14 protein-coding genes are annotated in these 12,571 nt (G+C 71.7%); 8 read left to right on the top strand and 6 right to left on the bottom strand.

The window, feature by feature from the left end:
* Positions 1-4: 4 nt before the first annotated feature.
* Together AB0I77_RS39170 and rpmG are read right to left on the bottom strand one after the other, a co-directional pair.
* Positions 5-262 carry a type B 50S ribosomal protein L31 gene (locus AB0I77_RS39170; RefSeq protein WP_363287578.1) on the bottom strand — a complete coding sequence of 86 codons (258 nt, stop codon included), beginning with the start codon at positions 260-262 and terminating at the stop codon, positions 5-7.
* A gap of 6 nt (positions 263-268) precedes the next feature.
* A complete protein-coding gene (gene rpmG / locus AB0I77_RS39175; protein ID WP_019753828.1) occupies positions 269-433 on the bottom strand; it encodes a 50S ribosomal protein L33 in 165 nt (54 codons plus the stop codon).
* Between the two features lie 62 nt (positions 434-495).
* On the opposite strand from rpmG, the gene rpmB reads away from it, so the two are divergent.
* The 4 genes from rpmB (at position 496) to AB0I77_RS39195 (ending at position 2,448) form a co-directional block, all read left to right on the top strand.
* Positions 496-732 carry a 50S ribosomal protein L28 gene (gene rpmB, locus AB0I77_RS39180; RefSeq protein WP_363287579.1) on the top strand — a complete coding sequence of 79 codons (237 nt, stop codon included), beginning with the start codon at positions 496-498 and terminating at the stop codon, positions 730-732.
* Positions 732-1,037: a 30S ribosomal protein S14 gene (gene rpsN / locus AB0I77_RS39185; protein ID WP_363287580.1), complete on the top strand. Its 306-nt coding sequence runs from the start codon at positions 732-734 to the stop codon at positions 1,035-1,037. Before rpmB ends, rpsN begins: the two co-directional genes overlap by 1 nt.
* 212 nt (positions 1,038-1,249) lie before the next feature.
* Positions 1,250-1,807, top strand: coding sequence for a hypothetical protein (locus tag AB0I77_RS39190; protein WP_363287581.1), 558 nt, complete (start codon positions 1,250-1,252; stop codon positions 1,805-1,807).
* A gap of 122 nt (positions 1,808-1,929) precedes the next feature.
* Positions 1,930-2,448, top strand: a complete 519-nt coding sequence (locus tag AB0I77_RS39195; protein WP_363287582.1) for a DUF4232 domain-containing protein — start codon at positions 1,930-1,932, stop codon at positions 2,446-2,448.
* A gap of 273 nt (positions 2,449-2,721) precedes the next feature.
* Here the strand turns inward: AB0I77_RS39195 and AB0I77_RS39200 are convergent, their stop codons facing one another.
* On the bottom strand, positions 2,722-3,789 hold the full coding sequence (locus tag AB0I77_RS39200) for a DUF2786 domain-containing protein (RefSeq protein WP_363287630.1): 1,068 nt from the start codon (positions 3,787-3,789) through the stop codon (positions 2,722-2,724).
* A gap of 165 nt (positions 3,790-3,954) precedes the next feature.
* On the opposite strand from AB0I77_RS39200, the gene AB0I77_RS39205 reads away from it, so the two are divergent.
* The 3 genes from AB0I77_RS39205 (at position 3,955) to AB0I77_RS39215 (ending at position 7,148) form a co-directional block, all read left to right on the top strand.
* Positions 3,955-4,581, top strand: coding sequence for a LysE family translocator (locus tag AB0I77_RS39205; RefSeq protein WP_363287583.1), 627 nt, complete (start codon positions 3,955-3,957; stop codon positions 4,579-4,581).
* A gap of 49 nt (positions 4,582-4,630) precedes the next feature.
* A complete protein-coding gene (locus tag AB0I77_RS39210) occupies positions 4,631-5,371 on the top strand; it encodes a Clp protease N-terminal domain-containing protein (protein ID WP_363287584.1) in 741 nt (246 codons plus the stop codon).
* Positions 5,372-5,441: 70 nt separating this feature from the next.
* Positions 5,442-7,148: a bifunctional 3'-5' exonuclease/DNA polymerase gene (locus AB0I77_RS39215; protein ID WP_363287585.1), complete on the top strand. Its 1,707-nt coding sequence runs from the start codon at positions 5,442-5,444 to the stop codon at positions 7,146-7,148.
* 76 nt (positions 7,149-7,224) lie between these two features.
* On the opposite strand, the gene AB0I77_RS39220 is transcribed toward AB0I77_RS39215, so the two are convergent.
* Both AB0I77_RS39220 and AB0I77_RS39225 read right to left on the bottom strand, forming a co-directional pair.
* Positions 7,225-8,118 carry a glycosyltransferase gene (locus AB0I77_RS39220; protein ID WP_363287586.1) on the bottom strand — a complete coding sequence of 298 codons (894 nt, stop codon included), beginning with the start codon at positions 8,116-8,118 and terminating at the stop codon, positions 7,225-7,227.
* 205 nt (positions 8,119-8,323) lie between these two features.
* Positions 8,324-8,665: a hypothetical protein gene (locus AB0I77_RS39225; protein WP_363287631.1), complete on the bottom strand. Its 342-nt coding sequence runs from the start codon at positions 8,663-8,665 to the stop codon at positions 8,324-8,326.
* Positions 8,666-8,928: 263 nt separating this feature from the next.
* Here AB0I77_RS39225 and AB0I77_RS39230 point away from each other — a divergent pair, with 263 nt between their 5' ends.
* Entirely contained in the window at positions 8,929-10,938 is a 2,010-nt protein-coding gene (locus AB0I77_RS39230) for a GDSL-type esterase/lipase family protein (RefSeq protein WP_363287587.1), read from the top strand.
* 46 nt (positions 10,939-10,984) lie between these two features.
* On the opposite strand, the gene AB0I77_RS39235 is transcribed toward AB0I77_RS39230, so the two are convergent.
* On the bottom strand, positions 10,985-12,376 hold the full coding sequence (locus tag AB0I77_RS39235) for a Tat pathway signal sequence domain protein (RefSeq protein ID WP_363287588.1): 1,392 nt from the start codon (positions 12,374-12,376) through the stop codon (positions 10,985-10,987).
* Between the last annotated feature and the right edge of the window lie 195 nt (positions 12,377-12,571).

Below are 12,571 nucleotides of genomic sequence, written 5' to 3' on the forward strand. Positions count from 1 at the left end.
TTGGTCAGCCCTGCTTCCCGTACCGGCGCTCGAAGCGCTCCACGCGTCCGGCGGTGTCCAGGACGCGGGCGGTGCCGGTGTAGAAGGGGTGGCTGACGTCCGAGATCTCGACGTCGACGACGGGGTAGGTGTTGCCGTCCTCCCACTCGATCGTCTTGTCGCGCGCCGTGGCCGAGAGCGTCGACCGGGTCAGGAAGGCGTAGTTCGCGGCACGGTCGCGGAAGACGACGGGACCGTAGGCGGGGTGGATTGCCTTGCGCATGGCGGTTCAGCGCTCCTCTCGGAAGTCGACGTGGCGGCCGACGACCGGGTCGTACTTGCGCAGGGTCATGCGGTCCGGGTCGTTGCGGCGGTTCTTGCGGGTCACATAGGTGAAGCCCGTCCCGGCGGTGGACCGGAGTTTGATGACCGGTCGGAGTTCGTTGCGTGCCATGCTGGTATCTTACTGAAAATGAATACCATTTACATCCCCACTTCGAGAGAGGTGCATCACCCGTGTCCGCCCACTGCATGCTGACCGGCGCCCAGCCCGGCTTCGGCAACCGCATCTCGCACTCCCACCGGCGCACTTCGCGCCGCTTCGACCCCAACATCCAGTCCAAGCGCTACTGGCTGCCGAGCGAGGGCCGGCACGTCCGGCTGCGGCTCAGCACCAAGGGCATCAAGACCATCGACACGATCGGCGTCGAGGCGGCCGTGGCCCGCATCCGCGCGCGCGGGGTGAAGGTCTGATGGCGAAGAAGAGCAAGATCGCGAAGAACGAGAAGCGACAGGAAGTCGTCGCGCGGTACGCCGAGCGCCGGGCCGAGCTGAAGGAGATCATCCGGCTGCCCTCGTCGACGGAGGCCGAACGGCTCGCCGCCCAGCGGGAGTTGCGCGGGCAGCCGCGCGACGCCAGCGCCACGCGCGTACGCAACCGCGACCAGGTGGACGGGCGGCCCCGCGGGTACTTCCGGGCCTTCGGGCTGTCCCGGGTGGGGTTGCGGCAGCAGGCGCACGCCGGGTTCCTGCCGGGGGTTCGCAAGTCGTCCTGGTAGGTGCCTTGGCGGATGTGCGGTAAGTACTCTTCGGAGGCGCCCTGGTAGCGTGCTGCGGTCCTTCCGGCCGACCGGGCCGGCCGGGCCGACCGGCTACAGCTTGGGAGCTTCCAGTGACTTCTGCGACCTTCTCGCGCACGGGTACGGCCTCCTCACGCGCGGATACGGCCTCTTCGCGCTCTTCGCGCGCGGATACGTTCTTCTCGGGGCCGGTGTCGCGTCGGCGGCGGGTGCGGATCGCGGCCGCCGCCGGGTGCCTGGCGGGGGTGCTGGCGCTGACGGCGTGCAGCGGCGACGGGGACTCGGGCTCGGACTCGGGCTCTGGCTCCGGGTCCGACTCCAGCTCCAGTTCCGGCTCCAAGGACGGTTCCTCCGCCGGTCCCAGCGCGAGCGCGAGCGCGGAGACCGGCGGTGGTACCGGAGACGCCGACGGGTCCGGCGGGTCCGGCGGGTCCGACGGGCTGGCCGGCAGCTGGCTGGCGACGACCGGCGGCAAGGCCGTGGCGCTGGTCATCACCGGCACCGAGGCCGGGCTCTTCGCCACCGGCGGGACCGTGTGCACCGGCACCGCGGGCAAGGAGTCGGGCACGGAGACGATCGCGCTCAAGTGCACGGACGGCAGCGAGGACCGCGCTACGGGGACGGTCGACTCCGTCGACAAGACCACCCTGAAGGTGACCTGGAAGGACGGTCTCGGCGCGGAGACCTACACCCGTTCGGAGGGCGGAACGCTGCCCAGCGGGCTGCCGACGGCGAGCCTTGGGTCGTAACCGGCTCCTTGGGTCGTAACCGGCCCAGGGGGTCGGCGAGCGTGCCGCCCCCTCGGTACGTGATGATCGTTGCACCCGGTTACCGACCTCACGTACCGACATCACGCCCCAGAGGACCCCACATGCGCGCCACTCCCCTCGCCGTCACCGCCCTCGCCGCGACCTTCCTCCTGACCGCCTGCGGCAGCGACAAGGGCGGTGACGGCGGCGATTCCGGCAAGGACGGCGACGCCTGCCGGATCGGCTCGCTCGGCGTCGAGGTCGGTCCGGCCGGCGTCGCCCCGGCCGCCGGTGACACGGGCGACGTCCCCGTCTCGCTCACCAACCAGAGCGGACCGTGCACCCTGAACGGCTTCGCCGGGATCGCCCTCCACGCGGGCAACGAGTCCGCGACCGTCGCCCCCACCGACGGCGCCAAGTCCGAGAAGCTGACCCTCGCCAAGGGCGACAGCCTGACCTTCACCGTCACCTACGTCCGAGGCGGGGCCGCCGGCGCGAAGAGCCTCGCCGTCAAGACGCTGCACATCAGCATGCCGGGGGCCGACGACGAGCAGACCTTCCCGTGGTCGTACGGCCCGGTGGCGCTCAAGGGCAGCGAACCGGACGCCTCGGTGGGGCCGTTCACCCACGCCGGCGACTGAGCCTGCCGGCGGCTGAGCTCGTTGGTGGCCGAGCCCGTCGGCGACTGAGCCCGTCGAGGGCTGGGCCCGTCGAGGGCTGGGCCCGTCGAGGGCCGAGCCCATCGAGGGCCGAGCCCATCGGCGGCCGAGCCCATCGAGGGCCGAGCCCATCGGCGGCCAAGCCCATCGAGGGCCGAGCCCATCGGCGGCCAAGCCCATCGAGGGCCGAGCCCATCGGCGGCCAAGCCCATCGAGGGCCGAGCCCATCGGCGACCGAGCCCGTCGGGGCGTACGTCACTCCAGGGGTCGTCGGTGCCCGACCTGCGCCCGGTCGGCCGCCTGTGCGCCTTCCGTCCAGCCCGCCTCGTCGTCGGCTCCGCGCAGCCGGGTCGTGGTGGTCTGCGGGAACATGCGGTCCAGGCGTTCGGTCACCGCGACCTCGCGGGAGGCGAGGACCGGGAGCAGGTCCTCGCTGACCGGGGTCTTCGCGGCGGCACGCACGCGCGTGCCGATGCGGTGGGCGTAGGCCGCGAGAAAGGACTGCCGGAAGGTCTTGGTCCGCCTGCGGCCGCCCGCCCGCTGCGCCGCCTCCGCCTTCGTCAGGGCGGACTGGGCCTGCACGAGGAGCGAGGTGTAGAGGAGCTCGACCGCATCCAGGTCGGATTCGAAGCCGACGACGGTGGAGAAGCCGAAGGCCTCGTTCCACACGGCCCGGCAGTGGTTGGCGTCGGCGACCGCGTCCAGCAGCACCGCCTTGGCCTGCTCGTACGGCGGCTCGACCCTGATCCGGCAGGCGCCGGGCGCGTCGGCGGCGGGCGCCCCGGCCGCGATCAGCGCCTCGTCGACGCTGTGCCGGGCCATCAGCTCCTGCGCCTTGGCGCTGAGCGCTTCGGCCTCCTCGGGGAAGCCGGTCGCCTCCGCCTTGGCGAGGAGCGCGCGGATGCGGGTGAGCATGCGCGACTCCGACTTGGAGTGGTGCCGGGCGGCGGCGGGCTCCTCCAAGGGCTCGATGGCCGGCAGGCTCAGGAGGAGGCGGTACAGCTCCAGGACGGTGGTGGCGTACGAGAAGCGGTCCGTGCGGGGCGGAGGCTCGGCGGGCAGCCCGTCGAGCTGTCCGGTCCAGCGGGGGCCGCGCCGGCGGTCGTGCGGCGCCTGGGAGCGGATCAGCGCGGACAGCACGCGCGCGTGCGCCTCGTCCAGCTCGCGCCTCACCATCCGTACGACGTCCGCGGGCTGCCAGCCGCGTCGCCACGCCATCGCCACGAAATCCTCGCCCCGCCGGGCCAGTTCGGCGTCCGCCGCGGGATCGGCGGCGAGCAGCGAGGCACCGGTGTCGAGGGCGGTGTCGGTGTCGGCGTACAGGGCGGCCTGGAAGGCGCGTTCGACGGTGCCGGACGTACTGCCCGCCTTGCCCGGGTCGCCCGGGTTGCTCCTGCTGTTCGTGTCGTTCGTGCTGCTCACCCGGCGATCGTCTCACTCCCCGAAATTCGGTCGCCGCCCCGTCAGGCGGCTTCGAGCATGGCCCGCATGGTGGACATGCATCTGTACACGGCGTTCCTCGTAGCCGCCTTCGCGCTCTGCGTCACTCCCGGCCCCGACATGATGTTCATCGTGGCGATGGGCGGACGAGGCGGGCCCACGGCCGGGGTGATGGCCGCGTTCGGCGTGGCCTGCGCCATGCTCGTGCACGCGGTCGCCGCGGCGCTCGGTCTGTCGGCGCTGTTCCTGACGCTGCCGACGCTGTATCAGGTGCTGCGCTGGGCGGGCGCGGCCTATCTGCTCTACCTGACGGTGCAGGCGTTCCGGGACCGCTCGGTGCCGGGCGAGGAGGGGGCCGCGGCCGGGCCGGGGATGCGGCGGGCCTTCTGGCAGGGCGCCGCCACCAACCTGCTCAATCCCAAGGTGATCCTCTTCAACGTGGCGTTCCTGCCCCAGTTCGTGGATCCGTCGCTCGGCCATGTGCGGAGCCAGTTCCTGCTGCTCGGCTTCACGATCGTGGTGATGGGCTTCCTGTGGGACGGCTTCGTCGGGCTGCTCTCCGGGCGCCTGGCGGCCGTCCTGAGGCGCAGTGCGCGGGTGAACCGGGCACTGAACGTCGTCTCCGGGACGGTGTTCGCGGGGCTGGCGGTGCGGTTGGCCGCGTCGCCGAAGTAGTGTCAACTTCGGGTTGACGCGCCAGAGGCTGTCAACCTAGGGTTGACACATGACGACGAACCCCAACATCACGTCATCCGTACGCCTCGACGACCTCATCGCGGCCATCAAGAAGGTTCACGCGGACGCCCTCGACCAGCTCCAGGACGCGGTCATCGCGGCCGAGCACCTCGGCGAGGTGTCCGATCACCTGATCGGCCACTTCGTGGACCAGGCCCGGCGCTCCGGCGCCTCCTGGACGGACATCGGCAAGAGCATGGGGGTGACCCGGCAGGCGGCGCAGAAGCGGTTCGTGCCGAAGGAGTCGGCGGACCTCGATCCGAGCCAGGGCTTCGCCCGCTACACGCCACGCGCCCGCAACGTGGTGATGGCCGCCCACAACGAGGCCATCGCGGCCCGCAACCCCGAGGGCCGCCCCGAACACCTGCTCCTCGGCCTGCTGGCCGAGCCGGAGGCCCTGGCCGCCAAGGCGATCACCGCGCAGGGCGTCCTCCTGGACGCCGTACGCCAGGCCGCCACCGCCGGGCTGCCGCCCGCGGCCGACGAGGTCCCGGAGCTCGTCCCCTACGGCTCCGACGCCAAGAAGGTCCTGGAGCTCACCTTCCGCGAGGCCCTCCGCCTCGGCCACAACTACATCGGCACCGAGCACATCCTGCTGGCCCTGCTGGAGTTCGAGGACGGCCAGGGCATCCTCGCGAGCCTCGGCATCGCCAAGCCGGCCGTGGAGGCGAACATCGCCGCCGCGCTCACCAAGATCACGGAGAAGGCCGCGGCGGAGAAGCAGGACTGAAGGGCCGTGGGCAGCGTGGGGCAGCAGGACCGGAGGGCCATTGTCAGACCCTGGTGCCACACTCGCCTTCATGACCGACCGGTGGGTTCTCGCTCCGGCCGAGGAAGGTGGCGTGGAGTTCGCCCCCCTCGGTCCGGACGGGCTGCTCGCCGGGCCGGTGCGGCGGGCGCCCGACTCCGCCGAGGCGGTGCGGGGCCTGCCGGACGTCGCGCGCTGGGTGTGGCGGTCCACGGCCGAGATGTATCCGCGTCTGCTCGCCACGGGGGTGCGAGTGGAGCGGTGCTACGACATCGAGGCCGCGGAGACGCTGCTGCTGGGCCACGAGGGGCGGTACGGCGAGCCCCGGTCGGCCGCCGCCGCCCTGGCCCGGCTGCGCGGCGGCCCCGTACCGCCGGATCCACGGCAGCGCTCCGCCGAACCCGGCTCCCAGTCACCCCTGTTCGAGCCGCAGACCGTGCACGTGCCGCCGGCCGACCTCGCCAAGGTCCACGCCGAGCAGCAGCGCCGCCACGACGCCACCGCGCAGCCCGACCGCATGCGCCTGCTGACCGCCGCCGAGTCGGCGGGGATGCTGGTAGCCGCCGAGATGAACCGTTCCGGGCTGCCGTGGAGCGCCGACGTGCACCGCCGGGTGCTGCACGAACTGCTCGGCGAGCGCTACGCCGGCGGCGAGCCCCGTCGCCTCGCCGAGCTCGCCGACGAGGTGTCCGCCGCCTTCGGCCGCCGGGTCCGCCCCGATCTGCCCGCCGATGTCATCAAGGCGTTCGCGCAGGCCGGGATCAAGGTCAAGTCGACCCGGCGCTGGGAGATCGAGTCGGTCGACCATCCGGCCGTCAAACCGCTGGTCGAGTACAAGAAGCTGTACCGGATCTGGGTCGCGCACGGCTGGTCCTGGCTTCAGGACTGGGTGCGCGACGGCCGCTTCCGGCCCGAGTTCCTCGCGGGCGGGACGGTCACCGGTCGCTGGGTCACCAACGGCGGGGGCGGGTTGCAGATCCCCAAGGTCATCCGGCGTGCCGTCGTCGCCGACCCGGGCTGGCGGCTCGTCGTCGCCGACGCCGACCAGATGGAACCGCGCGTGCTGGCCGCGATCTCCCGCGACCCCGGCCTGATGGAGGTGGCCGGCCGGGAGAGCGACCTGTACCAGGCGGTGTCCGACCGCGCCTTCTCCGGCGACCGCGCCCAGGCCAAGCTGGCCGTGCTCGGCGCGGTCTACGGCCAGACCTCCGGCGACGGCCTCAAGAACCTCGCCGCGCTCAGACGCCGCTTCCCGCGCGCGGTGGCGTACGTCGATGACGCGGCCCGCGCCGGCGAGGAGGGGCGTCTCGTCCGGACCTGGCTCGGGCGGACCTGCCCACCGGCCGCCGGGGCGGGCGACGACGCGGCGGAGGAGGCCGGCATCCCGGCCACCGAGGACGAGTCCGGCGGGCAGGCCGGTGGGCAGGCCGGCGGCCAGGAGTGGGTGCCCGGGTACGCCTCCAGCAACGCCCGCGCCCGTGGCCGCTTCGCCCGCAACTTCGTCGTCCAGGGCAGCGCCGCCGACTGGGCCCTGCTGCTGCTCGCCGCGCTGCGGCGCACCTGCGCGGACCTGGCGGCCGAACTGGTCTTCTTCCAGCACGACGAGGTGATCGTGCACTGCCCCGAGGAGGAGACCGAGACGGTCGTGGCGGCGATCCGGGAGGCGGCGGACCTGGCCGGTCGCCTGACGTTCGGGCAGACGCCGGTGCGGTTTCCGTTCACTACGGCGGTGGTGGAGTGTTATGCGGATGCGAAGTGAGCGGCGGATAAAGGGAGTTGAGGGAAGTTGAGGGAAGTTGAGGTGAGGGGAGAGCGCGTGATCTCCGCGCGCCCCCTCAGATGACCGGGGGCCGGCCCAGCCGGGTGAGCCGCCACACGGTTCGCCAGCGCATCGGCCGGCGCTCACCGGCCGGCTCCCGTACGCCCTCCGCGAATCCGCCGAACCACGCGCGCAGCCCGTCCGCCGATCGCGCCCGCAGCAGTGTGAGCAGCGTCCACACGCCCAGATGCACGGGGATGAGCACCAGCGGAAGCCGGCGGCGGGCCAGCCACACCCGGTTGCGGGCGTTCACGCGGTAGTAGATGGCGTGCCGGGCCGGCGAGGTCTTCGGGTGCTGGAGCAGCAGTTCGGGGGCGTACAGGATCCGCCACCCCCGGTCGGCGGCCCGCCAGGCCAGGTCGATCTCCTCGTGGGCGAAGAAGAACTCGGCGGGCCAGTCCCCGATCTCGTCGAGCATCGCCGTGCGCAGGGCGTGCCCGCCGCCGAGGAACCCGGTGACGTATCCGCCGCGCAGGGGGTCGGCCGAGCCGAGCCGCGGTACATGCCGCTGCTGGGTCTCCCCCTGCTCGTCGGCGATGCGGAAGCCGACGATGCCGAGGCGCGGGTCCGCGGCGAACAAGTCCCCCACGCGGCGCAGCACATCGCCGTCGACGAGCAGCCCGTCGTCGTCGAGTTCGACCACGACGTCGACGTCGCCGAACTCCCTCAGCCGGGCGAGGGCGACGTTCCGCCCGCCGGGGCAGCCGAGGTTCTCCTCGATGTCGATGGCGGTGACCTCACCGGGCAGGGAGAGTCGCTCGGCGAACTCGGGCAGTCGGCAGCCGTTGCCGACGATCACGATCCGTGCGGGGGCGAGGTCCTGCTTGACCACGGACTCCAGCAGCGCGTCGACCTTGTCGGGGCGGTTGCCCATGGTCACCACGGCGACGGCGATCCTCGGCACCCGCACGTCCCTCACCCCATCCCGGCCGACCATTGCGCCCGCGATGCTAGCCGTTCACGGTAAGGACGTCTTAAGTACGCTTATAAGTACGCCCGTAAGGACGCACTTCTGTACGCCCTTCGTATGCGCCCTTCGTATGCGCCCTTCTGTACGCCACAGCAGCAGCCAGCCGTACGCCACGCGGCAGCCAGCCGTACGCCGCAGCAGCCGCTTACAGGCGCAGCAGCCGTTGCGTGATCTCCCGGTACTCCCTCAGCGCGAACCGGAGCGCGTCCGACTTTTCGGGGTCCGGATCCCGCCAGCCCTCGTGCAGGTCGCGTCGCCGTTCCGCGAGGGTGTTCATCAGGCGGGCGATGGCTTCGTCGAAGGCGCCCTCGGCCTCTTCCAGCGCCTCGCGCGGACTGTCGGCGAAGGTGTTGAGGGCGTGCTGGAGGCGCAGGGTGAGCTCAGCCCGTTCGTCCGACGGGAGCAACGGCTCCGGGCCCGTGGTGCGGCGCCCGGCCGAGCCGGAGCGGTTGTCAGCGGGCTGCTGAGCGCGTGTCTGGTCGTACATCATGTGATGTCGCTTTCCTGTACGTCGCGTCGGGCGGAAGCCCTCGGTGCCCCACCAAGGTCGGCAGCAGGAGAAGGATTCACAACATCGACGGGCCTCTGCTCCGGAATGGGATGAACCTGGGCCGCGCGGCCAGTCAACGCCCGGTGACGCCCCGTGTCAACGTGGAGCGGCGCGAGGGAGGCGCGTGCGCGATGTATTGACGTGCACTCGCCAAGGTGGCTCCATGGGAGCGCTCCCAGTCTTTTCTTCAAGGAGTCCGCATGCAGACCTCCCCCCACCCGGTCAGACCTCGCCCGTCCGGAACGCGCACGTCCGGTAGAGGACTGGCGGCCGTCCTCACAGCCGTCCTCGTCGCCTGTCTGCTGTCCCTGACCGGCATCCCCCGCGCCCACGCCGCGCCCGGAGACGGATCGGTGTCCGACCCCAACATCGCCTACGTCGGGCGCTGGGACACCTCCTCGGGCACGACGGCCGTGGCCAACTGGACCGGCGCGTACGTGCAGACGTCCTTCACCGGCACCACCGTGAAGGTGAAAGCCAGAGACGCGGTCAACTTCTACGTGAGCATCGACGGCAAGCCCGACGTCTTCCACGCGGGCGTACGCGGCACGGTGAACCTCACTCCGCAGTCCCTCCCCGCGGGCACCCACACCCTGCGGATCGCCTACCGCTCCGGAGACACCGCCTTCCAGGGCCTGGTCCTGGACGCCGGTGCCCGCACGGTCGCTCCGGGCGCGCCGTCCGGGCTGATCGAGTTCGTCGGCGACTCCATCACCGCCGGCGCCCTCACCGACCGGCTGGCGCTCGACTCGTACGCCTGGAAGACCGGAGAACAGCTGGGGGCGCGGCACACCCAGGTCGCCCGCTCCGGCTACTGCCTCGTGGCCCAGTCCGGCTGCACCGGTCTCAGCGGCCAGTTCTTCAGGACGGCCAGCACGGGCGACACGGCCTGGGACTTCTCCCGCTACCAGGCGAGCGCGGTCGTCATCAACCTCGGCACCAACGACATCGGACACGGGGTGACCGGCGCCGCGTTCCAGTCCGCGTACACGACGTTCCTGCGAGACATCCGCGCCAAGTACCCGAACGCGACCCTCTTCGCGGTGCAGACGCTGAAGAAGCGCTACGTCACCGAGACCCGGGCCGCCGTCAACGCCCGCACCAGTGCCGGTGACACGAAGGTGCGCTACGTCGACACGACGGGCTGGCTCACCGACAACGCCGACTACGAGGACGGCAACGGGCACCCCAACGAGGCGGGCCACACCAAGTTCGCGAACCGCCTGGCCCCCGTCATCAGCGCCGCCACGGCCCGCTCCGCCACGGCGGCGGCTCCCGGCCAGCCCGGCGACCCGAACATCAAGTTCGTCGGACGCTGGGACACCACCAGCTCCACCACCGCCTACACGCCCTACTGGGCAGGCGCGTACTACCGCGTCGGCTTCACCGGTACGACCGTGAAACTGAAGCAGCGGAACACGATCGACTTCTGGGCGCGGATCGACGACGGACCCGTGAAGTTCTACGACGACGTCAAGGGAACGGTGAACCTGACCCCGTCCGCACTCCCCGCCGGCCGGCACACCCTCCAGGTCAACTACCAGGTGGTCGCGGGTTCCTATCGCGGTGACGCCGTCTTCCAGGGACTGGCCCTGGACAGCGGCGCGACCACCTTCGCACCCGCCTCCCCCGCCAAGCTGATCGAGTTCGTCGGCGACTCGATCACCGTGGGCACGACGACCTCGCAGAACGCCCGTACCGCCTACGGCTGGCTGATCGGGGAACGGCTGGGCACCGAGCACACGCAGATCGCCCAGGGCGGCGCCTGTCTCGTCGCCGCGGCGGACGGATGCGTGGGCCTGGAGCGGCAGTTCACCGCGCTCAACCCGAACGCGGCGACACCCGCCTGGGACTTCTCCCGCTACCGGGCCGACGCCGTCGTCATCAACCTCGGCACCAACGACGTCGGACACGGCGTGAGTTCGACCCAGTTCCAGGCGGCCTACACCAGCCTGCTGCGCAAGGCCCGCGCCGCCTATCCGCAGGCGTGGATCTTCGCGCTGGAGACCTTCCGCGGACGGTACGTCCCGCAGACCGAGGCCGCCGTGAAGGCAGCGGTGGAGGCCGGCGACTCCCGGCTCTCCTTCGTCGACACCACGGGCTGGCTCGGCTCCGGCGACCTCACGGACTCCGTCCACCCCAACGACCAGGGCCACCGCGCCATCACCGACCGCCTCGCACCGATCATCGCCGCCAGGATCGGCGCCTGAGGAGTCCCGCCACGGCACTGGAAGGACAGGGACGGCCGCGGCTCGTTCAGGCCCGCAACGGGTTGGAGCGGGCCGCGGCCAGGAGGTACCAGGCGGTCGCGCCCGTGTGCCGGTAGGGGTAGTAGCCGAAGCCGAATCCGGTGTCGAGCGGGCTGCTCGCGGAGACGACTCCGGAACGTTCGGGAAGGGCCTTGCCGCCGACGGTCTGCTCGCCGCCGAGCAGATCCTGAGCCCGCTCGACGGACGCGATCAGCCGCCCGGCGCGCGCCTCGTCCCCACGCCCGCGCCGGTCCCGCAGGGCGAGCGCGAGGTGGGCGGTCCCCTCGAACCACACGCCGTTGCGGTCGGGCCTGGGCTGGAACTCGGCGATGGGGGCGTCCTCGTTCGCCAGGAGACTCGCGGAGCTGAAGGTGACTCCCTCATACGACTGCCCCGCCGGCACCGTGCTGTTCGTACGGCCGGCGTCGTCCAGGACGGCGAGGTGGGCCTGGGCCCAGTCCAGGGAGCGGGAGTGGGTGGGGGAGCCGAGCGCGAGGTGGGTCCAGGTCTGGGTGTCCTCGGGGATCGGTGAGGTGTTGATGGTCGCCCCGTCGTTGGAGCCGGTGTAGAAGAAGCCCCCGGCGGGCTCCCATGTCTTCAGCACAAAGGCTTCGGCACGCGCGCGCCGCTCCAGCCACACCCGGTCCCCGGTGAGCCGGGCGAGCCGTCCGAAGAGACAGATCAGGTCGGTGTTGTGCTCGGTCGAGGTGAAGGGCAGTTTCGCGCCCGCCCCGTCGACCCCGAACGTGTAGCCACCGAGGGGCTGGTCGGTAGAGCCGTTCCGCTCGATCCACTCCCCGATCCGCACGGCACCGGCGAGGAAACGGCGGGCCCCGGTCCGCCCGGCGAGCGCGCTCAACGCGATCCCGGCCCAGGCCATGTCGCCCACCGCCGTACCCGTGAACCCGAACTGCGTGCCGACGTTGGCGGTGCCGTCCGCCCGCACGAAGCCGTCCGGCTGCGGCGAACCGTCGAAGAAGACATACGGCCCGACGTTGTAGGCCTGACGCAGCCTGCCGTCGTCGTACGCCGGGTCATGGGCCTGGGCGAAGAGCAACGCGTCCCCGAGAGCCACGGCTCTCGCCTCGCCCCCCTCAGTACGCGCCGCGAGGTGGGCCAGGACCGCGAGGGCGTTGTCGTAGGTGAACGCGGTGCTGAACAGACCCGCCTGGTCGGTGTAGCTCTGGGTCAGGCGGATGCTGCCATGGTCCGGGTAGGCGTCCATGGCGGCGGCGAGGAAGGCGTGCCCTCGTCCCCGAGGGTCCTGGAGCGCGGAACTCCCGGCAGCGTGAGCCGCACCGGAACCGGCCACGGTGAGCGCCGCGGCACTCAGGCCGAGGCCGCCGACGGTGCCGACGAACGTACGGCGGCTGAGGGGCGGGCCTTGCCTGCCGGTCATGGGTCTCCTTCGGGAGGTGAGAGCGCTCTCGCGAGCGCGGGCTCATTGTGCTGGTGCGGGTGGGGTGGGTCAACGGCCTTGACTTGCGGATGGGTTGGGCTCAGGCAAGCGGGCTGTGCATGCGCCCGGCGTCGCCGCCACGTCCGTCAGTCCGTCAGTCCGTCAGTCCGTCAGTCCGTCAGTCCGTCAGTCCGT

Source organism: Streptomyces sp. NPDC050619, from assembly GCF_040654815.1.
In the GTDB taxonomy this organism is placed as follows: domain Bacteria; phylum Actinomycetota; class Actinomycetes; order Streptomycetales; family Streptomycetaceae; genus Streptomyces.